Consider the following 23,204-nt stretch of genomic DNA (forward strand, 5'->3'; position numbering starts at 1 on the left):
CATTAAATCTGTTGAGTGAGCCCTCCTACATTTAAAAGATCCTCTTTCCTAAACTTTTCAAACGTGACACCTTGCTCTCTAAAGTCTTTATTCATTAATAATGAAGCCGTATTAATTATGGAATCTGTATAAGGAGTTTGGATCCCTATTTTTTTTCCTAATTCAGATATTGGCACAAGTCCAAAAGGGATATCCTCCAAGATGTAGCGATGATTTAAGGTCTTAGGTGCCGTACCGACTGGGAACAATCCTGGTAATGCATCATACAAACTTGCATAGTCTGTTCCATAAAATTCATTTAAGATTGTTAAGATGTCTTGAGTTTCAACTTGTAACATGTTGGCTAATACTAGCCTTTCCCGATCTAATTTTTCAATATAGGTGACCGTTAAGGGGGAAACACCCTGACCATAAAATTGAAATTCCTCAGATGAATCGATTCTGCTTGCGTTAAAAAGAGTAATAGGGGTATGAATAACAACATTTGAATTGTTTAAAGATGTTTCAAAAATATTATTAGCTGTTATTAATTGTGGGAAAGTTTCTAAAAACTTTTCAGAAATAGTAGCATTCTTTGAAGTGGGGATCGAGCTGATTTGAACATTTTTCTTAATTTTATTGATATACACAGATCCTGTATTATCTGCTTTACTGACAAAAGGCATGGCACTCGTTTCGGCAACGGTAATATTTTTCTCTTCTATATGATTCCCCAGTACCTCCTTACATTCCACCGCTCCCCAATATCCTGGGAATATAACGATCGTTTGATTCTCTTTCAAAATAGGTTTCAGTTGACGGAAAACTGGTTTATGTCCGGATGAAGTAGTGGAGATGATAATGAATTCTGCCTCACCGATCACTTCTTCCATATGAGAAGACGATTCAATGTCGACCTTAGCTGAATACATTCCTTTTAGCTCGAGTCCCTGACGTGAAATTCTTTCAGCCTTAACTGGATCTCTGCTAAACAATTTTACTCTTTTCCCTTTTAACGAAAGGTAGCTTGCAATCGCTTGGCCTGTGTTCCCTGCACCAATCACCGCAAAAGTCATAAAATCCCCCTTATTCACTTGTCATTTAATTAGAAATTCCTCTTATCAAGGCTTAGTTGGCTGGGTTATTCAATGATTCTTCATATTGCATGACAGCTATAACTGCTTGGTTCATGGAATCTAACACGTGATTTTTCATCGTTAATTCCGCATTTTTTTTATCCTTCTTGATAATGAAATCTAGAATGACCTCATGTTCATCCGACGTCTTTTTAGTATCGATAAAATGAGCTAAGCGTCTGTACCGTGTAATATGATCGTTCAGTTGAAAAAGGATCTTCACAACCGTTTTGTTTTGGCTAAGATTGTAAAGATAGGTATGAAATTGGGTACCAAAGTTACTGACATCTTCATGATTGCCTTCTCCTGAAGTCTCTTTCACCATTCTCACCAAGTAAGATAAATTTCGAATATCTTGATCTGTAATGTTATCAACCGCTTCTGTCACAACTATCCCTTCTAACATGCTTCGAACCATAAATAATTCTTTTACCTCTTTTACTGATACGGGGGCAACTTTCAAGCGTCCATTTGGTTGACGAACCACTAATTCCTCCAATTCTAATCTTTGAAGAGCTTCTCTTAGGGGGGTTCGACTTATCTCCAATTCACTCGATAATTCTTCTTCAACGATTTGTTGGCCTGGCCTAAAATTGCAATGAATAATTCTTTGTTTAACCTCTGTGTAGGCAAAGTCTTTAGCCGAAACTCTTACCATCTTCGGGATATCTCGTTGGGTTCTCAACTAGTTTCACCTCGCAAATCTAAATATAATTGAATAATTGTATACAATTATATTGTAAATCCCATTAATCAGAATGTAAAGAATTATTTTATTATTCAGAAAATAAAACACTGCGAACTCTTCTATTATTGAATGTAAAATAAACAAAAAAGACCGCTGCCTAAACGTTCTACACGAACCTCTCAAGAGCGACCTCATTCTATATAAATTATAAAGATTATACAATCTTAATCAGAATTAGAGCTTTTTAATAGACACTCCTTTAATGCATACCCCACTCCATTCTCATCATGATCTTTCGTTATAAACATACTTCTCTCCTTCACCTCATCCTCAGCATTCCCCATCGCAATACTCATCCCAGCCGCCTCAAACATGGAGAAATCATTTAAGTTGTCCCCTATCGCGACGGTATCTTTCATAGGGATATTCAAATAATTCGCCATCATCTTTAAGGCATTTCCTTTACTTGTATGTGGATGGGCAATTTCTAATTTTGTCTTTCCAGATGAAGTGAGGGAAAGATCAGTTCTTTCACTAAGTCTTTCTTTTAATTCTAGAAGTCTGACTCTATTAAACGAAAGGACAAATATCTTATAAACCTCTAAACTTGCAAAATTAAGACCCCTACAATCGCTAATAAGGTGTAAGCCATTCTGCTTGTATTGGATGTCAATTTCACCCGTTGCCCATTCGACAGAAAAGCTTTCATCTTGATTCTGTATGGACTGAATTTCACGATTTAGTATTCCCCTCCCGTTTTCTAGAATAAGAATCCCCTTATTGGTATAAATCTCAAAGTAATATCCTTCCCTTTGTAACCTATCCACCAATTCCTCTATTACCTTCTCCTCCATAATCAAATTTTGAATCACTTTTCCTGACTCAAAAGCAATAGCGCCATTTCCTGTAATAATCGGGCAATCAATGCCAGCATGTTGAATGATTTCTTTTGTATCATGAAGAGAACGTCCTGAAGATATCATGACTACATGGCCTAGTTCCTGTACCTGATGGATGGCCTCTATATTTTCTTGACTGATCGATCCCGTGCTTGACAAAAGCGTTCCGTCTAAATCAATAGCGATTAATTTCATTTCTCTCTCCCTCTCTTCTTTTTATAAGGAAAATATAACATCCTCAGACACTGAAAACCTTTACATATTCTGAAAACATTTTCATCTTTCCCTATGTCATAATCAAGGTAAGCAATACATTTCTCGCACGAAGGGGGTTCACCATGATTTACACTTGTACGTTAAATCCAGCTATTGACTTATTTGTGGATTCTGATTCCCTAGATCCCTATGTAGTGAATCGTACAAACACAGAAGACTATCAAGCAAATGGAAAAACGATCAATATCTCTCTTATTCTAAAAAAGATGGGGATCAACAATACAGCACTTGGCTTTATTGGAGGGTTCACTGGAAAATTTATTGAAAGTGAGCTTCAGCAGCAAGGCATTATAACAGACTTTATTGAAATCAATGGAATCACACGGGTGAATACGTTTGTCCGAACGAAAGAAAAAGAATATAAAATCGTCAACAAAGGCCCGGAAGTTCCACTTTCAAAAAAAGAGGAAATGTTAACGAAAATTAGATTCATTCCAGAAGGGAGTATCCTTTTTGTATCAGGAAGTCTGCCAAAAGGATTATCAGATGACATTTATCTCGAAATATCAGAAATTTCAAAACAAAATAATTTCAAGTTAATACTCGACATCAGTTCAAAAACACTTCTTGATTGCCTTCCTAATAGGCCCTACTTAATCAAACCGAACCGAGAGGAATTAGCAAATTGGTTTGACAAAGATGATGTAACTCTGGAAGAGGTCTTGACATTCGGGTATGAATTGTTACACAAAGGGGCAATGCAGGTGCTAATTTCTCTAGGGGAAGAAGGATCGATATACATGTCACATGAAATCGCAATTCATGTCACTTCCCCTCAAGGAAAAGTCGTGAATACCGCTTGTTCAGGAGATGCACTTCTCGGATCCTTCATTGCCAAGCTTGAGCAAGACTCCGATTTAGAAGAAGCCTTAATCTATGCCTCAGCAACAGGGGCCTCCACTGCTTTTTCAATGGGCTTGAGTGACTTAACGGATATTGACCACTTGGTAAAAAGCATCAAGCTTAACTATATAAATACATTCAATATTAAGGGGGTTTAAGAAATGAGTAAGATCAAAATCATTGCCGCAACAGGCTGTCCTACTGGAATTGCCCATACTTTTATGGCGGCTGAAGCGTTGAAAATCGCTGCCAAAAAATTAGGAGTTGAGATTAAAGTCGAAACTCATGGACAAGTGGGAATTGAGAATGCTTTAACAAAAGAAGAAATTCGTGAAGCAGATGGTGTCATTATCGCAGCTGATAAGGATGTCAATGCCGACAGATTTATCGGAAAACCAGTTGTCGATGTTCCCGTAGCTAAAGGAATCAGAGATGCAGAAACCCTGATCAGTACCATCATAGAGGGAAAAGCAAAAGTGTACAAACCTTCGAGTAAACAACAAGCTGATACAGAAAATGAAGAAGCATCTCAATCAGGAGCTTCCATTGGAAGATCCATTTATAAGCACTTAATGAATGGAGTTTCCCATATGCTGCCATTCGTTGTCGGCGGCGGGGTTTTAATCGCCCTCTCTTTCCTATTTGGAATTCATTCGGCCAATCCTGATCATGAATCGTTTAACCCAACGGCCAAGCTGTTAAAAGATGTAGGAGGTCTTGGCTTTCAATTGATGGTCCCAATCCTTGCTGCCTATATAGCGGAATCCATTGCCAAGCGCCCAGGTTTGGTAGCCGGATTCATTGGAGGCATGATCGCTTCAACTGGAGGCGCAGGTTTTCTTGGAGGAATTGTCGCAGGTTTCCTTGCAGGGTATGTCATTGTTCTCCTTTCAAAATTATTTAGTAAAATGTCAAAATCTTTAGAAGGCTTAAAAGCAATTTTTCTTTTCCCAGTACTAGGAATCCTCCTTACAGGAGCACTAATGACCCTTTTTGTTGAGCCAATGACTGTTATTAATGAAGGAATGATGTCCTTTCTAGCTGATTTTCAAAATGCCAATCCGATCATTCTAGGATTAATTGTCGGAACGATGAGTGCCTTCGACATGGGTGGACCGATCAATAAAGCAGCTTATGTAACGGGAACCGCTTTACTTGCTGAAGGAAATCTCTACTTTATGGCGGGAGTATCAGCAGCTTGTATCACACCGCCCCTTGTAACAGCATTTGCGGTTGTCCTCTTTAAAAAGTACTTTAATCAATCTGAGCGGAACGCAGGAGTCGTGAACTTTATCTTAGGATCGACCCATATAACCGAAGGCGCAATACCGTTTGCCGCCAAAAACCCTATTGTAGTCATCCCGATTCTTATGGTAGCCTCTTCGGTCTCAGCGATTTTAACGTATACGTTTAATGTCCAAGTGCCTGCCCCCCATGGCGGATTCTTAGTGCTGCCGGTCGTAACAGGAGCATTCAAGTGGGTCTTGGCGATCTTAATTGGATCCCTTGTCGGTGCAGTGGCTTATGGCTATTCAAGAAAGTTCAGTGCTCAAAATAATCAAGTACCACAGAGTGAAAAAATATCCGCTTAATTCGTTCATAAGGAGTGTAAAACATGATAGAGATTTTTAATCTAAATAACATCTTGGTTCATCAACCATTAACCTCTCAAAAAGAAGTATTCGAAAAGATAGCAGAAGTCGCGATGGAAGCGGATATTTCTGATTCAAAACAAGCAATTGTCGATGGGCTATTCAACCGGGAAACACATGGGACAACGGGCTTCCTCGATGGTTTTGCCATCCCACATACAAAATCAGAGGCGATTCACAAGCCTGGTGCAATTATTATCACCCTAAAGGATGGAATTGAGTGGGATTCAATGGACGGAAAACCTGTAAAATTTTTGATCGCTTTATTAATCCCAGAAAGTGAGGCTGGCACAACCCATCTATCGCTTTTGTCGAGCATCTCAAGAATGTTAATCCATCAAGAAATCCGTGACCATTTGTTGGCGGCATCAAAGCCTAAACAAATTCTGGATCAATTAAATAACGCTTTAGTTAGCCATTAACAGCAATTTATAGAGCGAGGAAATCCAAAATGAAAACGGAGTGACTTATATATGACTACTCATATCGCCAATCACCTAGTCAATACAAAGGAAATGCTACTCAAAGCACAAAAGGAAGCCTATGCCGTTCCTGCCTTTAATGTTCATAATCTAGAAACCATCCAAGTGATTGTAGAAGCCGCAATGGAAATGCGTTCCCCTGTTATTCTCGCAGGTACGCCAGGTACATTCCAATATGGCGGCAGAGATTATATTCAAGCGATTGCCGAAACAGCAGCAAAACGATATGACATACCGATTGCATTGCACCTTGATCACCATGAGAGCTTAGAAGATATTAAAGAATCGATTCAACTAGGAACAAAATCCGCTATGATTGACGGCTCTCATCATCCTTTTGAAGAAAATATTAAACTTGTAAAAGAAGTCGTCGAGTATGCACACGTTCATGGAGTGACCGTCGAAGCAGAACTAGGACGCTTAGGGGGGCAGGAGGACGATTTAGTCGTGGATGAAAAGGACTCCTTTTATACAGACCCTGCGGCAGCAGCTGAATTCGTTCAACGTACTGGAGTCGATTCCCTTGCAGTTGCGATTGGAACCGCCCATGGCCTTTACAAATCCGCTCCAAAACTGGACTTTGACCGCTTAGCCCAAATTCAAATGGTGGTTGATGTACCTTTAGTTCTTCACGGTGCTTCCGGAATTAGCACTGATGAGGTGAGGAAATGTATTGATTTAGGATGCTGTAAAGTCAATATCGCAACAGAGTTAAAAATCCCTTTCTCCAATGAAGTAAGAAAATACCTAGTCGAAAACCGAGAGGCAAATGATCCAAGAAAGTATATGGCCCCGGCTAAAGAAGCCATGCGGAAAGTGGTGGTTGAGAAAATTAAAATGTGTAAAAGTGATCATAGATACTAGAGGCACAACCTGGTTATGAACTCATAATCGAAGTATACACATTATTAAAATGGTAGAGTTTGAAGGCGAAGTCTTTTCGATTTCGTCTTCTTTTATGGATCTAGATCCGTAGTAATTATTAGTTTAAGTTAGGTAAATCAAACAAGCACTGCCAAGTTTTAAACTTCTTCTACTCTCATTTCAATAATTTTTGGATAAGACCATATCCAAAAATTCCCCAAAACTTTAAATAAAGGAACCTATCAAACTTCATTTTTTCCTCACATTTGAATGGTATAATTAATTATGGTTAATAATGTTATCATTCAACATTTTTTCACATTCATTTTCACAAAAATCATGTCTGAATTAAAGTAGTTTCATAAGCGATCTAATGAATAAAACGGAACGTTGTCAAATAAAGAATGGAGGGATAAAATGTTACCGATTGAACGACAACAACAAATTTTAACATGGTTAGAACAGGAAGAGTCATTACGTGTTTCGGATATCAGTAAAAGATTAGAAGTATCCGAAATGACAATCTACCGAGATTTAAAACCTTTAATTGATCAGCAGAAAATAGAAAAAACATCAAATGGCATTACTCTTTTGACTCAAAGCTCCTTTTCTTCTAGTCATTGTCCTTATTGCTTTAAGGACTCAAATACGAGAATGCCTGTTCAATTAATTAAAAAGAATCAACAGGTGGAGCAAGCTTGTTGTCCGCATTGTGGTCTTCTGCGATTTCAGGATATTAAAAATGAAGTCTCACAAATTATTTGCCATGATTTCTTACATGCGACCACGATCAGTGCTAAGACCGCGGTCTTTCTTTTAAATGCAGATATTCATCTGAACTGTTGTCAACCACAAGTAATTGCTTTTGAGTCAATGAGACAAGCCAAACAATTTCAGATGGGGTTCGGTGGAAATATCCACTATTTTGAAGAAGCCATTCAAGCGATAGCCTTGGAAATGCATGGGAATGGCGGTTGTCATTCGGGAAAGTAGGAGGAGAAAAGATTGGAAGCTGTAAAAGTAGAAAAAATAGTAAAAAACTCTAAAAAACGCACTAGAACCTCTCTTTATCAAACGGTATGGAGATGGCACTTCTATGCAGGGCTTATTTTCGCACCATTTTTAATCATTCTCGCTTTAAGTGGTTCTATCTACTTGTTTAAACCGCAAATTGAATCAATGCTCTATCAAGATCTCTACTATGTTCAGGCAGAAGGTTCCTCAAGCTTATCTCCTTCTGAACAAGTATCCAAGGTCATGGAAACCTATCCTAGCGGGACGATTACCTCCATTAAATATTATGATAATCCAATTCGAACGACTGAAATTGGATTAATGGAAAACGGTCAGATGTCCTCCGTTTTCGTCAATCCTTATAATGGCGATATTACAGGTGCTTTGAATAATGAAGAAAAATTTACGGAAATCGTGAAAAAGCTTCATAGTGAATTAATGGTTGGAGGTACGGTGGCCAACCGAATCGTTGAGCTTGCTGCATGTTGGGCCGTCATTTTATTGATTACAGGTTTATATATCTGGTGGCCAAGAAATAAAGCTTCCATATGGGGAACGATTCTCCCAAGGTTTAGTAGTGAAGGAAGGACCTTTTGGCGAGATATGCACGCTGTACCGGCGTTCTGGTTATCTGTGTTTATTTTAATCTTAATTGCAACCGGACTCCCTTGGTCAGGAGTGATGGGCGAACAAATCAATCGTCTCGCCACTTCAACCAATACCGGCTACCCGCCATTTGCTCAAAGCTTTGAAGAAAAGCCAGAGTCCATTGTCAAAACAAAAGATGTAGCAGAAGATGTACCTTGGGCGACAGAGAATTTGTCCGTTCCAGTGTCTAGTCCTAATGGGTATGTACCAATATCTCTCGAAGACGTTACCTATATTGCAAGGAATGAAGAAATCAAAAAACCCTATACAATCTCCATGCCACAAGGTGAAAAAGGCGTCTATACCATTGCTACCTCCCATACTAAGCCGGGTGATAACGCAACATTACATGTAGATCAATATTCGGGTTCCATTTTAAGTGATGTCCGTTTTGATGATTATGGAATAATGGCAAAAGCGATTACGCTGGGGATCGCTTTACATGAGGGACGTTTATTCGGTTTCGCTAATCAAATGCTCGGTCTTATCGTTTGTATGGGCCTGATTGGTTTAGTGGTCAGCTCATTTATGATGTGGAGAAAACGAAAACCGGAAGGCAAGATAGGATCACCTGCCAAATCCAAGGATAAAAAGATCACAAGAACCGTATTCTTTATCATGTTAGCCATGGGAGTCATCATGCCGTTAGTCGGGATTTCCATTATCGTAGTATTCTTATTCGATCGTTTTCTGTTTTCGAAAATCAAAACACTAAAGGCTTGGCTTAGCTGAAATATTGGGGGAAAAAGAATTGAATAGATTTTTCACAAGTATCATGCTGATGTTTACGTTGCTATTGGCTTCAGGGTGTACAGCCAATACCGAATCTTCACCTGAACGACTAGAAGCTGATATTTTACTACCTGGAGAGATTTCTCTTAATCAAGAAAATGTGCTAAAGGTTCAAGTCACACAAGGGAAAGAAAAGGTGGAAGATGCTGAAGACATCCAATTTGAAATATGGAAGTCCAATAACAAGGAGGACAGTGAGCTGATCGATGCTCAGCATGAATCAGGTGGAACCTATCGTGTCAAAAAGGCCTTTAAAGAGGAGGGTATCTACTACGTTCAAACCCATGTATCTGCCCGAGGCCTGCATGTCATGCCAAAGAAGCAATTGATTGTAGGGAATGTTTCAGAAGAGGAACTTGATTCTCTTAATAAAGAATCTCAAGATCAAGAGCAAGGTCATGGTCATCATCATTGATTTCATTTTAAAATCCGGTTTTCATTTGAAGACCGGATTTTAAAATATCTATTGTTTAGCGATGGTACGTTTAAACTTTTACATTCTCACGTATCGAACAATTTCACAAAGGAATTCTTAGAAAATGGAGAATTAGTATATAGAGGTATTCCATTTACTCGGATTCAAAAGGAGGTAGATAATAATAAGATGCCTCCTCTAAACTTGAAGGCATCTCCCTTAAACCAATAGCTCTTCGTCAATGATATCTAATCAAAACCCAGAGTAAATGATCCAAGAAAATTGGTAAAAGCTAAAGAAGCAATGTGGAAAGTGGTACATAAAAAAATAAGATGAGTAGAAAAGGAGCTAACTAATGAGCTTTCAATTCGATCATATCGTTCATTTCGTTCATCAGCCATTAGAAGCAATGAAGCTAATTCAGAAAATGGGATTACATGTAGTAGAAGGGGGACGCCATGATCATCTTGGAACATACAATGCCCTCAGTTATTTTGATCTCAGCTATATTGAATTAATCGGCATATTTGACCAACAGTTGATAGACACCCCTGATAGAGAGAAATATAGTTTAAAAGAAACCATCAGAAGAAATCCTCATACAAATGGGTTACGAAGAATCGCCCTTCGTTCCAGCGATTTGGAAGCTGAAGCCGAACGTTTCCGGCGACTTGGTCTAGAGGTGTATGGTCCATCCCCTTTAAGCAGAAGGCGACCAGATGGCAGCCTCCTTTCCTGGAAACTATTATTTGTTGGAAAATCGGATGAAACGCTTGATCTGCCTTTTTTTATTGAATGGCAAGAAAGTGATAAGGACCGTAGACAGGATTTAACCCAACGCACCATTATGGCTAATCATCCAAGGGGCAATTTATCACTGTCAGCTGTGGGCTATGCTGTGAAAGATGTGGAGAAGACCATTCACACGTGGGCAAACTATTTAGACATAAAAATGGAAACACCTTTTAACGATGAAAAACTAAAGGCACGAGGAAGAAAGCTAAAGCTAGAAGGCGGTGACATCGTCTTCTACAGCCCTATCGGAAATGGAATTGTTTCCGATATTCTCAACAGACGTGGTGAAACGCCTTTTTTAATCACATTTTCCGGCTCTGAACAAGAAGAAGATATCCAGACCTTAGGGGCAACTTATCGATTCACAAAATGACCAGGCTTAATTAAAAATAGTTATAGTAAAAATTAAGATAAACTTATAAAACGCTTAGAGATTAACTCTGAGCGTTTTAATTTTATTTTATGACTATATCTTAAACCACAGCCGTTAAATAAATGAAACCCTACTTTGCATGGGGAACTAATTATTTTTAAAAACTTCTTCTACCTCACTAAGAATAGTTGTTATTTTCATAAAACAACGTCTTCTTCCATTAAGTAAATTGTAGACAATCACTTTATTGAAGTATAGTTTTATTTTTTATTGAAACTATATTAAATGGAGGTGGTTTAATAATGCCTGATCATCACAAAGAAGTTCCAAATACACTCAAATACAGCATATGGGATACAAAAACCGATGAAGGTCAATCTGGTACCAAAGAAAGATATACTGAGTCAAATGACAATTCTACCCTTCAATCAGAAACTGCAGAAAATAAAGAATAACAATTAAAAAGGATAAAATTCTATTGAGTCAGTTATTTGTACTGACAACAAGTAATATCACCGGCTGATCCGTTTCGTTGTACCAAACATGTTTTTCTGTAGAATCGATATGCAATGATTCATGAGCATATAAAGTCTCTTGATGGTTTTCCAAAACAACTTTTAATTCGCCTTCTAACACATAGACAAATTCCTGACCATGGTGTCTATAGGGTGTAGTGTGAGACTCGCCAGCTTTCAATTCAATACGTGCCGGGTAAAATTGGGGTTTTTCCATATTACCAACCAGACTTGTGTAAGTAAAATTAGGTTGGACTGCGCTTGTTTTAAGTGACTGTTTTTTTATTGACGGAGACCCTTCTTCCGCTTCAAAAAATAGGTTGATGTTTACTTCTAATGCCTCGGCAATCTTTCGCAATGATGTAAATGTCACTGAACTATTTCCTCTTTCCACTTGCGATAGGAAACTTACTGAAAGGCCGCTTCGTTCACTTACCTCTCTCAACGTTAATTTTTTACTTTTACGAATTCGTTTAAAGTCTTTTCCTAGTTTATTATCCATGACTCAATCAACCCATTCTAGCGATTTTTAATAGACTTCCTTCTAAGCACTATAATAGCGTCAAAAACTCTTAGAAAGCAAATACAGCTTTCCAAGAGTTTTTTTCATTTATTGCTGTTTAATGTTATTTATTTAGTAAATTGGGCAGCCATACAGCGAGTATCGGGAAAAGGATTAGGATGATTGTTGCAATCAGCTGGATCGTGATAAATGGTATGGTTGCCCGGTAAATCTTGTCGATTCCCACTTTCGCTCCGACAGCGCTTTTCAGATAGAAAATGGCGAAACCGAATGGCGGGGTCAAAAATGCCATCTGAAGAACTACCATAAAGACAACCGCCCACCATAACGGATCAAAACCGGCATTCACGATGATCGGTGAAATGATTGGAGCTGCGAGCATGATCAGCGCCATCGTTTCAAGGAACATTCCGAGCAGGATGATAAATGCAAGCGAGAAGAAAAGAACTCCCCATTTTCCGCCCGGTGCTAGTTGAGCCATTTCTGAAACGAACTGATTTCCGCCGACTCCAGAGAATACTGCACTGAATGCAGCAGCACCGATCAGGATCCAACCAACCATACCTGTCATTTTTGTCGACTCATGGATTGCTTCCTTCGTTTTTTTCCAATCTAAGCGCTTTGTTCCGAAGCCGATCAATATCGTTCCAAAGACACCAACCGCGGCACCTTCTGTCGGGGTCGCTATACCTGTGAAGATGGAACCGAGGACAATGATGATTAGCAATAATGGAAGTGCGATAGACCTAAGCGACTCCACTTTTTCTTTAAATGTGGCACGATCTTCTTTGGCAAGTGCAGGCGCCATGTCTTCCCTGTGGTAGGCACGAATCAGGATGTATATGATGAACAAGAAAATCAGAAGGAATCCTGCACCTAATCCCGCGGCAAACAAACTGGATACGGATACACCGGTAATTGCACCATATACTACCATGTTGAGGCTAGGTGGAATAATTTGTCCGAGAGTGCCGCCTGCCATAATGGAACCGAGACTAAGATTTTCATTATATTTGTATTTCATCATCTGCGGTAAAGCAATCAAACCCAAGCCGATTACGCCTGCAGCGACAACCCCTGAAATAGCACCGATAATGGCACCCACGACAATAGCGGCAATGGCTAGGCCCCCACGTAATCCACCGGACCATTTATAAACAGAATCGAACAGATCTGCTATGATGTTAGTCTTTTCCAGCAAGACGGACATCAGTATGAATAACGGAATCGCGAGGAGCGTGAAATTATTCATTACACCCCAAACAGCACTAGTAAGGAGGCTTGTGCTGTCGATCCCCCACATAATCAATGCAAAGAAGACACCTACAAATGCAAGTGAGAATGCTATCGGTACTCCAAGGAACAACAAAAGTAACAGCAGTAAGAACATGGCGATCGGCGCATATTCAAAAATAAACATCATCATTTCTCACCTCCACGCCAGACTTTGTAAACCTCAACCCATGCCTGGAACCAGACGAGTAGCCCGCTGAGCGGGATAAACAACTTAAACCACCAAATTTGTGGATTGAATGAACTTTGATGAGAAGAACGTTCCAGAATCCGAGTCGATTCAATCGCCATTTCAGTTCCTTTGAACACGAGGAATGTGCAGACGACTAAAATGAGTAGTAGAGCGAAAGTTGACAGCAATCGGTTCAAACGGTCTGGCAGACGTGCATTGATGATATCAACGGCGATGTGCCCTTTCATCCGTAATACATCCGCTCCTGCAAGCAGGATTGAGATACCGAAAATGAAAATCGGAACCTCGAATCCCCAATCTGGGGCATTTGAAAAGAAACGGCGCATAACAATGGTGTACACAATGACCAGGGTCAACGGAATCATGAGGTAACCTGCGAGTTTGCCAGCAGCGGAGGACAAAGCTTCAATCCCTCTCATTATTGGTTTCATCCTGTTCACCGCCTTACTCTTCATAGCCAAGTTTCTTTGCTTCTTCTAGGTATCCTAGATCTGCAAGAACCTTTGCATATTGCTCGATATATTCCTTGCTCGCCTCACTCTTGGACTTATACTCATTCAAGAGCTCGATTCCTTTTTGGCGCATTACCTCGATATCTTCCTTAGGCAGCTGGATGAACTCAATGTTCGGATTTTCCATCCATTCTTTCTTTGCCTTCTGGTTCTCAACTCCATAGGCAATGGCAGATTCATAACGGACTTTGTCACGGGCCACATAAACGGCTGCTTTCAAATCTTCCGGAAGCTCTTCCCACGCCTTAGGATTGACAATTAGTTCCTTATCTGTGCTCGGTCCAACATGAAGTGCAGGCTCAATTACGTATTGGGTCACTTCATCCATCCCCATTTCACCGTTTACAAGAAAATCGTTGTATTCTGCAGCATCCACGGTTCCTAATTGAAGGCCTGTATAAATTTCAGGTGCGGAAAGGGAAATGGCCGATGCACCAAGTTTGCTATAGTACAGGCTCGCTACCCCCGCTGCCCGTATGTTTTTCCCCTTAAAATCGTCGATTGACCGAATTGGCACCTGTGACATCAACACTTCTTCCGGTGCATAATCAAATGCTCCGAGATTTTTGATCCCATGTTTTTCATATGCTTCATCGATGATTGGTTTCAGCTGATCTGAACGATAGAAATGCTCTTGGAATCCAGTAATCGGGTCACCAGGGATGGTCCCGCCCCCTAGGGCAAAGACCGGATCCTTTCCAGTCCAGAATCCTGTATAGACCGCTGCGATTTCTACTACACCGTTTTTCACCATGTCAAACGATTGATTTGTCGGGAACAGAACATTCGCTCCAAACGGTTCAATGACGAGCCGACCACCTGTGATTTCCTCCACCGCCTCTACAAATGGCTTGACCGTACCTTCATAGCGGGCCGTCCCCGGAATTTGGTGTGTGACCATCCGCCACTTGTAGACCCTTTGTTCTCCTTCAGCAATTGTCTGATACGGCTGACAGGCACTTAAAACAAACAGCAACGACATGAGCAACAGTAACATTGGCACTACATTCTTTTTCCACATTCTCGTACCCCCTTGTCCAATTATAAAATTCTGAATTATGAAATAATTATTAGTTGAACACATTATAATTGAAGTACGGGTGGAAAGTAAATATAAATTTCACTCACACTGTAAAAATTGAAGTGAATTGTACAATTATTACAATACTTTGAAAAAAGCTTGATCTCAAATTCCGAACAAACCTATATTTTATGATAAGTAGAAAAGCATCCATTTAAAAAATTGAACAAAGAGTAGGTACATACAGAGGAAGATATTAAAAAAGCATGGGCTGAAATTTTGCAAGCTTTACAAAACAGTGGGTATCAAATTGACAACAAACCGATTTTTGAAAGATACACCAGTAATATGATTGGCAACGATTATTGCGAAATATTTCCCCTCTAAGCCTTTTATAGATTGGAGGGGGTCTCTACAAAAAATGATTAAATTACATTTTTCTTAAACTAGCGCCTAATACAAAAAAGCAACAAAGCAGGAGAAAACTTGCTTTGTTGCTTGTCAAAATATCATGTAAAAGGATCTCAAGATGAAGATTTTCTAAAAGGTTCTTAACATATGTTTTCCTCTTTTCACTTAGGACTCCTATTAGAAATCCATCTTTCGCTATTCCAGCACTCCGTTATTCTGAAAATAACCCTTTCCGGACTCCTTTATTAACTAATTTTTGATTTGTGGAGTTCGTAAAAATAGTTGCATTTTGGGATGACAGATTTATATTTATGTTTATAAGATACTGTATTTAAAGGATATGTTTTGTCTTACATACTTAACTATCCTTAAATAAAGTCAACATCCTCTTTTAAAAGTGAATACATATATAAATCATCAAATTTCCCACAAGTAAATTCATAATGTCTAAGTAACCCCTCTTTTATAAATCCTTGTCTTTCTACAAGTTTTTGAGATGGAAGATTCCCAGGTTCGATCAATGCTTCGATTCTTTCCAGCTGATAGTGATGATAGCCAAATTTAACAACTGCCTCTAATGCTTCACTAGCCATTCCTTTCCCCCAATAATCTTTGCTTAATTCAAACCCAATTTCAGCACGATAATGCTTGGGGATCCTATTAAGAAACCCACAGCTTCCTATGACCTTCCCCACATCTTTGAGTGTGATTCCCCATCTGATGCCAGTATCTTCTTCGTAAATTGAGTTATACCATTTGATTTCATCCCACACGTCATCCACCGTTTGAAATGGTTCCAGCCCCATATATTTCACAACTTCTTTATCTGCTAGATACATATGCATATCACTAGCATCTTCCACTTTTACTTCTCGTAAAATTAATCTTTCTGTTTCAAGTACTGGAAATTGTTTAACCATTGATTTTCCCACTCTCTATGTAATATGGATCTTATTGAATTTAACTGCCCTTTTCATGAACAGGTTATGGGGGCAACTGTCGTATCTTTAATTAAGTTTCTCGAATACAAATGAAAGGAGATACAGTGGTACCCCCACTATTACCATCCCAGCCAATAGATAACAAATACTTGTAAAAATAAATTTAATGAAATCATAGATTGCACCAGCTAAATCATCAATAAACTTTATCATTCTACGACCTCCATTTTAACTCCCTACTAGTAAAAAACCATATGTATTTATCTTGTAAATCTATCTCCTTATTCTATTATCCTGCCTAATACCAATTATTTCAAAATTCCGCATTTAACTCAATCCTTTATTCCATAAAAAAAGACGCTTTCCTTACTCCGGAAACGCGCCACTTAAATGAGATACTTATTTCATAATGATGTGCTTATAGTACTTCATAAAGCCAATAAAGATTAAAACGGAACCCATTAGGTTGAATGCCACACGAAAGCCATGGACTACAAGGAATTCCTGGGCCGTTTGTTTTAAAAATTCGACTGAATGCACATTTACTCCTTCAATGAACATAATTTCGTTACGCGGCCATTCAAAGACCATGGAAGATAGCCCTTCACAAAACATCATGATAACACTACCTAAAATCCAATAACGAGCAGATTTAACAGACCAGCCTAATATTACAGCTACTAATCCAGTCACCCAACTTAACAAACCTAGAGGCGGAAAATAAGTATGTGGACTAGCCACCTCCATAAAATCTAAAGCTGTTTCAAACGATCGCGGAATGTCATGAAAAATATTGGGATATACCATAAATGTATCTAGTAGAATACTACCTAAAAGAATGAGCTGAACCCACAGATGGGATAAAATTGATAAAAAAGCAGATTTTTGTTTCATATAAGACCCTCTCCATTTATTTTTTTATAGAACTTTCAACATTACCTCTAAACCAAATCATGTACGGATACGATTTATCCATAAGCCAATAAGGCCTAAAATGATTCCCATAATCGTTCCTGTGAATAAACTACTAAAAAATCCAAAAGCTCTTGTAATGAATGCGTTGACAAATGGTGGGATGGCCGCTAAATTCCCGCCTAAAGTCGGGAGTTCATCAAAAGTTATATGCCAAAAAATTTGGTGTGTGATCCCTAATAAGATTCCATAGATTATTCCAACCAACAATAATGCTTTAAAAGGCTTTATTGCTTTTTTCCATAAAACAACGACGATCCAAATGATGGGTGGGATCATTGCCAATAGCATATTGACAATGCTTCCAGGTTCAACCCACTTCAAATCATGTACGATTACACGGGGAACACCTAGTAAAGCCAGAAGAAAAAGTGAGCTTATCGGAATTCCTAATGTATTTTTTGTTACATTAACCATTCTCTTTACCTCCAAGTACCATTGATTTTTGGGGGCAATCTTCCCCCTCTTTCCATCTTTAATCTAAGCCTGACAGCATCTATAAAGAAAAATACACGTAGCTTTAAACCGCTTATTATCCGATTATTTTTTCTCGCAAACGATTTTTTCTATAAAATGGCGCCACTTGAGCCTACTGAATCTACCTATACACATTCTCAATATAATTCATTCCACTATTCATCCTCCTCGTATGAACACTTGCTGTTCAATTTCTATCGTCATCATAAGCAAGACTTCTAAAAAAACTGTTATCAAATTCTTAAATAATTCTTAAATCGAATATAAGACGTGATGTTCTTTTGCAGCTCGGATGTAATCGTGAAAAAACCATGGGTATCTTGACAAATGGACATAAAAAGACCAGCCCTCACATTCGTGTAACAAATGTCTTGGACTAGTCTAGTTTTATTTTTTCGTATTATTTTTTGAGCCTATACCCTACACCCCAAATGGTTTCGATATATTTAGGCTCAGAGGGATTCTCCTCGATTTTTTCCCTGATTTTCCGAACATGGACGGTAACCGTTGTTATATCTCCTATCGAATCATGTGCCCAAAGACGTTCGAAAAGGTGATCTTTACTGAAGACTCTGTTTGGATTTACCGCTAAAAAGGTTAAAAGATCAAATTCCTTCGCCGTAAATATTTTTTCTTCGCCATTGATATAGACCCTACGGGAGCTTCGATCGATAACTAAGCCTCTAATTTGGATCTCACCCATCTCGTTCTCACGATTGATCAGGCGATGATACCGTGAGATATGCGCCTTGACTCGGGCAACGAGCTCATTCGGATTGAACGGCTTCTCGATATAATCATCCGCTCCTCGATCAAAACCACGTATTTTATCGATATCTTCCTTTCTCGCCGTCACCATCAATATTGGGATATCAAGCTTTCCCCGAATTTTTTTGCAAAGCTCGAAGCCATCTACTCCCGGCAGCATCAGATCCAGGATAATCAGATCATATGAATGATCGAAGGCTTTCCTCAGACCTTCTTCACCGGTCGTGGCAATCTCGCTATCAAAGCCATTCACTTCAAGGTAATCCCGTTCTAATTCAGCAATACTTTTTTCATCTTCAATAATTAATATTTTCGGCATGCTCTCCCCTACGCTTTCTAAGGTTTTTTCAACGTGAAAAATATACTTGTTCCTTTTCCTAATTCACTTTCAACCCAAATTGAGCCACCATGCTCTATAATGATCCTTTTTACGATTGCTAATCCTAGACCACTTCCACCTGTGGATGAATTCCTTGAGGCGTCTATCCGATAAAAGCGCTCAAAAATATGAGGGATAGCATCCTGTGACATTCCGGTTCCATTATCTTTTACCTCTACCATAATCTGATCTGATTCACTTTCCAACCGGACATGAATTTCTTTTTTAGGTTTATCCATATACTTCAAGCTGTTTTGTATGATATTTGTTATGACTCGCTTCAGCTTTTCCCTATCGGCCATCACTATATAGGAATCGCTTGGATTTACTTGATAGGTTACCGTTCCTCCATCTTGTTCAAGGTTATACCTGACTTCTTCTAGTAAATCAACAAAGTACGCATTCAGGTCCATTTCCTCAAAGTTGAATGGAACACCCTGTATATCCAATTTCGAGTATAAGAAAAGCTCGTTGATTAAATGGTCCATATCATCCGCTTTTGTATAAATCGTTTCCATATAACGATTCATTTTTTCGGGTGTGTCTGCAATTCCATCCATAACCCCTTTCACATACCCTTTAATGGATGTCATCGGGGTTTTCAGATCATGGGAGATGCTGGCGATCAATTCTTTCTGATTGTTTTCGTAACGCTTTTGTAGTTCCTTCGCTTCTTTCAGCTTTAGCCGCATCGATTCGAAGGTTTCTGCAAGTTCTCCAAGCTCATCCTTCTTTGCTGACTCTATTTTGAAATCCAAATTTCCGTTACTGATTTCTTTTGCCGCTTTCCTCAGTTTTTGGACAGGGGTGATGATGCTTTTTGATACGAAGTAAGTCAGAAGCCCGTTCGTGACCGTTAAGACAAGCAATAAGCCAATGAATCTCAGCGTCATGAACAGCTTTTTACTATTTCCTTCTATATCACCGTCTAAAAGATAAAATAGGACGTAGCTTATCATCATCTCGATGAAGAAAAAAAATAGGATAGGAATGATAATCATTGCAATATTCGAAAGGATCAATCGCTTTTTAATAGACAAATTATCACCACCAATAAAATACATTTCATGATTATAATGGACATTTATTAATCAAATCTAAATCAATCATTAACTTTTTCTTAAATATTATTTTGCTTTTTGTTATAAGAGCCACTAGGACATCAAAGACATAACTCAAATGCAGAAATTTTTTAGTAATCAAACACAGTACCGTCATTGATGCCTATGAAAAGAAGCCACCCTAAAAAAATAGCTTTGGCTGACATAGTTAAGCCCTTTTTAAACTCACACCATCCGAATCACATAAGCATCCAAAATAATTCGGGAAATTACTTGAAGCGGCAATCGGGAACGCACCTCGTAATCAGGAAAAAAGGAATGGGAGCCTTTATAACCTAGAAGAGTGATCTCTGATAATTTGGCCAAGGAGGAATCCACCCCTGCTGTAAGAGTGATCGTACTGATATTCTGGATTTTTAAATTCTTACACGCTTCTACCAGCTCTTTTGTTTCTCCGTTTAACGATACAAAAATAGCTAGCTCTTTTTCTTTAAGCCTTCTGGATATAACGCGGATAATATTAGGATCATTATGCATTTCCGAATTTTTCCCGAGCAACTGCAGCTTCACGTTCATTTCACTGGCAATCATTTCAGAAAATCCTCTAGCGAAAATATAGATTTTTTCTGCATCATTTATTTTTTGGATCGTATCCTCGATATTCCCCTTATTCAACATCTGAATCGTATTTATCACTTCCAATTCATTTTTCTTAATCGCTTTTTGGATCTTACTATCAATTTCATCTATGACCTCCACATTTTCTTCAGAGTTCATATGATCTTTTATATTGTATTTAAACGAAGTAAAGCCATCATGACCAATTTTTTTCATCAATCGAACTATCGTCGCAGTCGAAACATTGGCTTCTTCACTTAATTTCACAATCGATAGATTTGGGATTCTTTCTATATTTTTTACGATATACTCCAACAAATAACGCTCTGATTCGCTCAGGGATTGGTATTGGTCTGCAGGGATATCAAAGATAAAATGATTCATGGTCTCACGCCTTTAAAGTATTCTTCCTTATAGGATGTACGAATATATTTCTTTGGAGCATCTTTAATAATGAAATGTCAACCCTCTAACTTCATTAAAAAACATCTATTATTTCTCCCTCTCATTTCTTGCTTCCTATACAATTCTTTTCAAAGAAAGATTATCCTTCTTTCTATCTACGAAAGAGTGATAGTCTCTCACATTTCGATTCCCTTTCCACCTTTTAATAATTTCTCAAAGGAATTCTTTAGAAATTGGAGAACTAGTACTAAAGACAGATATTTACATTTCTAGAAGGATTGAGGGGGATTTAATGCGATTCATACGAAATCTCTTGATCATTTTGATCGGGATTATCTTGATTAGCTCATTACCTGTTTTATTTTATGGAGGTTCAGGCTTTCAATATTTAATGGAAGTGCTTGTTGCCAATAACATATCGTCCATTGGGTTTTATCCACTTGAGTATGGATTAGCAATTGTGAATGTGATAAAGAATTTGTTTCAACCCGAGCAATGGGTCATCGCTTCTTTTGGAAAAGAATATTCTTTTTTTGAATTTTACCCTAAGAGGTATTTCTATTCTTTAAAGCTTTTTACGCTTTCTTTTATCATTGCCATTGGGGCCTCATTCCTTGTTACGATGATTGTTTCCCTATCGCCTGGCTGGTTTAAAAAGGTTTCGAACGTTACGATCGATATTTTAGAATCATTGCCCGATGTTTTTATCATTGTGGGTCTCCAGCTTATTGTCATATTCATTTATAAAGCGACTGGCCATTTAGTTGCAGAGGTGGCGATGTTAAATGAAGAGATTTATTTATTGCCTGTCATATGCTTATCGACGGTCCCTTCCGTATTTCTTATTAAAACGGCGCTTCTTTTAATGAGAGAAGAAGAACCGAAGCCGTATATGGATTTGGCCCGTGCGAAAGGATTGAGCAGACTGAGAGTTTTATTGGCCCATAACTTCCGAAATGTCCTATTTAGTCTATTTTATCGCTCCAAGATCATCTTTTCGTTTATGTTATCGAACTTATTTATTATTGAAAGATTGTTTAATATTAAAGGAATGATGGATTTACTGCTCTATTCAAATCAACTCATCCTTGTGGTGGTTATTTGTTCGGTTTTTATTCCATTTTACACATTATTCTCAATCTCCGAGTTTTTCATCATGAAGAAAATAGGGGTAAGAGAGGAGGAATTTATAAATGGGTAAAGTTTTATTTAAAAAACCAAAGTTTCTCATTGGGTTTACCTTTCTAACTGTGATGGTTATCGCAAGCTTTCTATATGAGCCATTTATTTCTGAACATATTGAACGCTATGATTTTTTCAAGTATAAAGGAGAATTGGTAGGCCCGCCCTTTACCCCTTTAGAGCTCCCACCTCTTGGCTCAGATCGATTAGGGACACCTTTATGGACTTACATCATTCAAGGCGCAAAATTCACGATTCTTATGGCAGTCGGGATTGGTTTTATCCAGGTCCTGTTGGGATTACTGCTTTCTGTTTTCTTTCTGCAATTCTTAAAGAGAATTCAAAAGCTATTAGAAGTGTTGGTTGAGTCGATGATCTATGTCCCTGTTGCCGCCGTCGCCTTTTGGCTGCTCATACCATTAGAGCATATCATTCTGAAACCGGAGGAACAGTTCCTTGAGTTAATCGTCACCCAAGCCCTGTTCATTAGCATGATCGGAATTCCGCCCGTTCTTGTAGTCCTATTAAAAGAAATCCAAAAAGCACTTCAAGAAGAGTATGTCCTAAGCTCTCGAACCCTAGGTGGGCGAGGATGGTTTTTGTATCGCAAACACGTATTTTCCAATCTATTTCCAAGATTGGTGTTACTCTTTTTCCAGCGCAATGTGCAGGTTCTTGTATTATTTGCCCACCTCGGATTTATTAATATTTTCTTGGGCGGGAAATTCGAAGAAGAAATCATGATAGGTGAAGTAAGAATGTTCTCACTATCTAATGAATGGGCCGGGAACATCGGGAAGGCATACTTTGAAATCATGACAGCCCCATGGCTGATCCTAGCACCTTTAATTGCATTATCACTTGCCGTCTTATCCTTTAATTTCATGGCTTCCGCAGTACAGGAAGTGATGTTAAAAGACTCTCCATCTCGAATCAAGGGGATAAGAAAGAAAATGAAGATCGAGAAGAAATCGGTGATGGAGATTGGGGATGATTTTACTTTTGTGAATAAGTAGGGAGAATAACGTTAAAGGAGAGGAACCAATTTGGTTCCTCTGTTGAATGACAATAAAAAGT

At 38.6% G+C, this 23,204-nt stretch carries 25 protein-coding genes; 11 read left to right on the top strand and 14 right to left on the bottom strand.

The annotated features are described in order from the left end of the window. Positions 1 to 2: 2 nt before the first annotated feature. The 3 genes from JOC86_RS18535 to JOC86_RS18545 form a co-directional block, all read right to left on the bottom strand. A complete protein-coding gene (locus tag JOC86_RS18535; protein WP_205174438.1) occupies positions 3 to 1,055 on the bottom strand; it encodes an NAD/NADP-dependent octopine/nopaline dehydrogenase family protein in 1,053 nt (350 codons plus the stop codon). Between the two features lie 52 nt (positions 1,056 to 1,107). After that, positions 1,108 to 1,800, bottom strand: a complete 693-nt coding sequence (locus JOC86_RS18540) for a GntR family transcriptional regulator (RefSeq protein WP_205174439.1) — start codon at positions 1,798 to 1,800, stop codon at positions 1,108 to 1,110. A 227-nt stretch (positions 1,801 to 2,027) separates the two neighbouring features. Then, a complete protein-coding gene (locus JOC86_RS18545) occupies positions 2,028 to 2,897 on the bottom strand; it encodes a Cof-type HAD-IIB family hydrolase (protein WP_205174440.1) in 870 nt (289 codons plus the stop codon). A 143-nt stretch (positions 2,898 to 3,040) separates the two neighbouring features. On the opposite strand from JOC86_RS18545, the gene pfkB reads away from it, so the two are divergent. The 9 genes from pfkB (at position 3,041) to JOC86_RS18590 (ending at position 11,311) form a co-directional block, all read left to right on the top strand. After that, positions 3,041 to 3,979, top strand: a complete 939-nt coding sequence (gene pfkB / locus JOC86_RS18550; protein ID WP_205174441.1) for a 1-phosphofructokinase — start codon at positions 3,041 to 3,043, stop codon at positions 3,977 to 3,979. Positions 3,980 to 3,982: 3 nt separating this feature from the next. Beyond that, a complete protein-coding gene (locus JOC86_RS18555) occupies positions 3,983 to 5,413 on the top strand; it encodes a PTS fructose transporter subunit IIC (RefSeq protein ID WP_205174442.1) in 1,431 nt (476 codons plus the stop codon). A gap of 23 nt (positions 5,414 to 5,436) precedes the next feature. After that, complete coding sequence (locus tag JOC86_RS18560; RefSeq protein WP_205174443.1) at positions 5,437 to 5,895, top strand: PTS sugar transporter subunit IIA; 459 nt, start codon at positions 5,437 to 5,439, stop codon at positions 5,893 to 5,895. 51 nt (positions 5,896 to 5,946) lie between these two features. Then, positions 5,947 to 6,819: a tagatose bisphosphate family class II aldolase gene (locus JOC86_RS18565; protein ID WP_205174444.1), complete on the top strand. Its 873-nt coding sequence runs from the start codon at positions 5,947 to 5,949 to the stop codon at positions 6,817 to 6,819. Between the two features lie 417 nt (positions 6,820 to 7,236). Next, positions 7,237 to 7,812, top strand: coding sequence for a DeoR family transcriptional regulator (locus JOC86_RS18570; protein WP_205174445.1), 576 nt, complete (start codon positions 7,237 to 7,239; stop codon positions 7,810 to 7,812). A 12-nt stretch (positions 7,813 to 7,824) separates the two neighbouring features. After that, positions 7,825 to 9,213, top strand: a complete 1,389-nt coding sequence (locus JOC86_RS18575; protein ID WP_205174446.1) for a PepSY-associated TM helix domain-containing protein — start codon at positions 7,825 to 7,827, stop codon at positions 9,211 to 9,213. 19 nt (positions 9,214 to 9,232) lie between these two features. Then, positions 9,233 to 9,688 carry a FixH family protein gene (locus JOC86_RS18580; protein ID WP_239587697.1) on the top strand — a complete coding sequence of 152 codons (456 nt, stop codon included), beginning with the start codon at positions 9,233 to 9,235 and terminating at the stop codon, positions 9,686 to 9,688. Between the two features lie 355 nt (positions 9,689 to 10,043). Then, a complete protein-coding gene (locus JOC86_RS18585; RefSeq protein WP_205174447.1) occupies positions 10,044 to 10,856 on the top strand; it encodes a VOC family protein in 813 nt (270 codons plus the stop codon). A 302-nt stretch (positions 10,857 to 11,158) separates the two neighbouring features. Beyond that, positions 11,159 to 11,311 (top strand): hypothetical protein, encoded by a 153-nt coding sequence (locus JOC86_RS18590; RefSeq protein WP_205174448.1) that lies wholly within the window; start codon positions 11,159 to 11,161, stop codon positions 11,309 to 11,311. A gap of 28 nt (positions 11,312 to 11,339) precedes the next feature. Here the strand turns inward: JOC86_RS18590 and JOC86_RS18595 are convergent, their stop codons facing one another. The 11 genes from JOC86_RS18595 to JOC86_RS18645 all read right to left on the bottom strand — a co-directional run bounded on the left by JOC86_RS18595 (position 11,340) and on the right by JOC86_RS18645 (position 20,924). Further along, the gene (locus JOC86_RS18595; protein WP_205174449.1) at positions 11,340 to 11,873 is read right to left on the bottom strand and encodes a helix-turn-helix domain-containing protein; all 534 of its coding nucleotides are present in this window, start codon (positions 11,871 to 11,873) and stop codon (positions 11,340 to 11,342) included. Between the two features lie 124 nt (positions 11,874 to 11,997). Then, complete coding sequence (locus tag JOC86_RS18600; RefSeq protein ID WP_239587698.1) at positions 11,998 to 13,320, bottom strand: TRAP transporter large permease; 1,323 nt, start codon at positions 13,318 to 13,320, stop codon at positions 11,998 to 12,000. Beyond that, positions 13,317 to 13,811 carry a TRAP transporter small permease subunit gene (locus JOC86_RS18605; RefSeq protein WP_205174450.1) on the bottom strand — a complete coding sequence of 165 codons (495 nt, stop codon included), beginning with the start codon at positions 13,809 to 13,811 and terminating at the stop codon, positions 13,317 to 13,319. Before JOC86_RS18605 ends, JOC86_RS18600 begins: the two co-directional genes overlap by 4 nt. Positions 13,812 to 13,824: 13 nt before the next feature. Beyond that, entirely contained in the window at positions 13,825 to 14,913 is a 1,089-nt protein-coding gene (gene dctP, locus JOC86_RS18610) for a TRAP transporter substrate-binding protein DctP (RefSeq protein WP_205174451.1), read from the bottom strand. 779 nt (positions 14,914 to 15,692) lie between these two features. Next, positions 15,693 to 16,244 (bottom strand): GNAT family N-acetyltransferase, encoded by a 552-nt coding sequence (locus JOC86_RS18615; RefSeq protein ID WP_205174452.1) that lies wholly within the window; start codon positions 16,242 to 16,244, stop codon positions 15,693 to 15,695. 87 nt (positions 16,245 to 16,331) lie between these two features. Then, the gene (locus tag JOC86_RS18620) at positions 16,332 to 16,478 is read right to left on the bottom strand and encodes a hypothetical protein (protein WP_205174453.1); all 147 of its coding nucleotides are present in this window, start codon (positions 16,476 to 16,478) and stop codon (positions 16,332 to 16,334) included. Between the two features lie 186 nt (positions 16,479 to 16,664). Next, positions 16,665 to 17,159: a hypothetical protein gene (locus tag JOC86_RS18625; protein WP_205174454.1), complete on the bottom strand. Its 495-nt coding sequence runs from the start codon at positions 17,157 to 17,159 to the stop codon at positions 16,665 to 16,667. A 57-nt stretch (positions 17,160 to 17,216) separates the two neighbouring features. Then, positions 17,217 to 17,654, bottom strand: coding sequence for a hypothetical protein (locus tag JOC86_RS18630; protein ID WP_205174455.1), 438 nt, complete (start codon positions 17,652 to 17,654; stop codon positions 17,217 to 17,219). 460 nt (positions 17,655 to 18,114) lie between these two features. Beyond that, positions 18,115 to 18,801: a response regulator transcription factor gene (locus JOC86_RS18635; RefSeq protein ID WP_205174456.1), complete on the bottom strand. Its 687-nt coding sequence runs from the start codon at positions 18,799 to 18,801 to the stop codon at positions 18,115 to 18,117. Positions 18,802 to 18,818: 17 nt separating this feature from the next. Beyond that, entirely contained in the window at positions 18,819 to 19,901 is a 1,083-nt protein-coding gene (locus JOC86_RS18640; protein ID WP_205174457.1) for a sensor histidine kinase, read from the bottom strand. A 246-nt stretch (positions 19,902 to 20,147) separates the two neighbouring features. Next, positions 20,148 to 20,924, bottom strand: a complete 777-nt coding sequence (locus JOC86_RS18645) for a MurR/RpiR family transcriptional regulator (RefSeq protein WP_205174458.1) — start codon at positions 20,922 to 20,924, stop codon at positions 20,148 to 20,150. Between the two features lie 313 nt (positions 20,925 to 21,237). Between JOC86_RS18645 and JOC86_RS18650 the strand changes: the two genes are divergently transcribed. Together JOC86_RS18650 and JOC86_RS18655 are read left to right on the top strand one after the other, a co-directional pair. Next, entirely contained in the window at positions 21,238 to 22,146 is a 909-nt protein-coding gene (locus JOC86_RS18650; protein ID WP_205174459.1) for an ABC transporter permease subunit, read from the top strand. Continuing rightward, positions 22,139 to 23,143 carry an ABC transporter permease subunit gene (locus JOC86_RS18655; RefSeq protein ID WP_205174460.1) on the top strand — a complete coding sequence of 335 codons (1,005 nt, stop codon included), beginning with the start codon at positions 22,139 to 22,141 and terminating at the stop codon, positions 23,141 to 23,143. The genes JOC86_RS18650 and JOC86_RS18655 overlap by 8 nt, the downstream gene beginning before the upstream one ends. Positions 23,144 to 23,204 lie beyond the last annotated feature (61 nt).

Source organism: Rossellomorea pakistanensis, assembly GCF_016908495.1.
GTDB lineage: Bacteria > Bacillota > Bacilli > Bacillales > Bacillaceae_B > Rossellomorea > Rossellomorea pakistanensis.

Bases quoted from the DNA above. Each gene is read 5' to 3' on its own strand.
- JOC86_RS18535 (WP_205174438.1), bottom strand. From the start codon at position 1,055: ATGACTTTTGCGGTGATTGGTGCAGGGAACACAGGCCAAGCGATTGCA.
- JOC86_RS18545 (WP_205174440.1), bottom strand. From the start codon at position 2,897: ATGAAATTAATCGCTATTGATTTAGACGGAACGCTTTTGTCAAGCACG.
- pfkB (WP_205174441.1), top strand. From the start codon at position 3,041: ATGATTTACACTTGTACGTTAAATCCAGCTATTGACTTATTTGTGGAT.
- JOC86_RS18555 (WP_205174442.1), top strand. From the start codon at position 3,983: ATGAGTAAGATCAAAATCATTGCCGCAACAGGCTGTCCTACTGGAATT.
- JOC86_RS18560 (WP_205174443.1), top strand. From the start codon at position 5,437: ATGATAGAGATTTTTAATCTAAATAACATCTTGGTTCATCAACCATTA.
- JOC86_RS18565 (WP_205174444.1), top strand. From the start codon at position 5,947: ATGACTACTCATATCGCCAATCACCTAGTCAATACAAAGGAAATGCTA.
- JOC86_RS18570 (WP_205174445.1), top strand. From the start codon at position 7,237: ATGTTACCGATTGAACGACAACAACAAATTTTAACATGGTTAGAACAG.
- JOC86_RS18585 (WP_205174447.1), top strand. From the start codon at position 10,044: ATGAGCTTTCAATTCGATCATATCGTTCATTTCGTTCATCAGCCATTA.
- JOC86_RS18590 (WP_205174448.1), top strand. From the start codon at position 11,159: ATGCCTGATCATCACAAAGAAGTTCCAAATACACTCAAATACAGCATA.
- JOC86_RS18595 (WP_205174449.1), bottom strand. From the start codon at position 11,873: ATGGATAATAAACTAGGAAAAGACTTTAAACGAATTCGTAAAAGTAAA.
- JOC86_RS18600 (WP_239587698.1), bottom strand. From the start codon at position 13,320: ATGATGATGTTTATTTTTGAATATGCGCCGATCGCCATGTTCTTACTG.
- JOC86_RS18605 (WP_205174450.1), bottom strand. From the start codon at position 13,811: ATGAAACCAATAATGAGAGGGATTGAAGCTTTGTCCTCCGCTGCTGGC.
- dctP (WP_205174451.1), bottom strand. From the start codon at position 14,913: ATGTGGAAAAAGAATGTAGTGCCAATGTTACTGTTGCTCATGTCGTTG.
- JOC86_RS18615 (WP_205174452.1), bottom strand. From the start codon at position 16,244: ATGGTTAAACAATTTCCAGTACTTGAAACAGAAAGATTAATTTTACGA.
- JOC86_RS18620 (WP_205174453.1), bottom strand. From the start codon at position 16,478: ATGATAAAGTTTATTGATGATTTAGCTGGTGCAATCTATGATTTCATT.
- JOC86_RS18625 (WP_205174454.1), bottom strand. From the start codon at position 17,159: ATGAAACAAAAATCTGCTTTTTTATCAATTTTATCCCATCTGTGGGTT.
- JOC86_RS18630 (WP_205174455.1), bottom strand. From the start codon at position 17,654: ATGGTTAATGTAACAAAAAATACATTAGGAATTCCGATAAGCTCACTT.
- JOC86_RS18635 (WP_205174456.1), bottom strand. From the start codon at position 18,801: ATGCCGAAAATATTAATTATTGAAGATGAAAAAAGTATTGCTGAATTA.
- JOC86_RS18645 (WP_205174458.1), bottom strand. From the start codon at position 20,924: ATGAATCATTTTATCTTTGATATCCCTGCAGACCAATACCAATCCCTG.
- JOC86_RS18650 (WP_205174459.1), top strand. From the start codon at position 21,238: ATGCGATTCATACGAAATCTCTTGATCATTTTGATCGGGATTATCTTG.
- JOC86_RS18655 (WP_205174460.1), top strand. From the start codon at position 22,139: ATGGGTAAAGTTTTATTTAAAAAACCAAAGTTTCTCATTGGGTTTACC.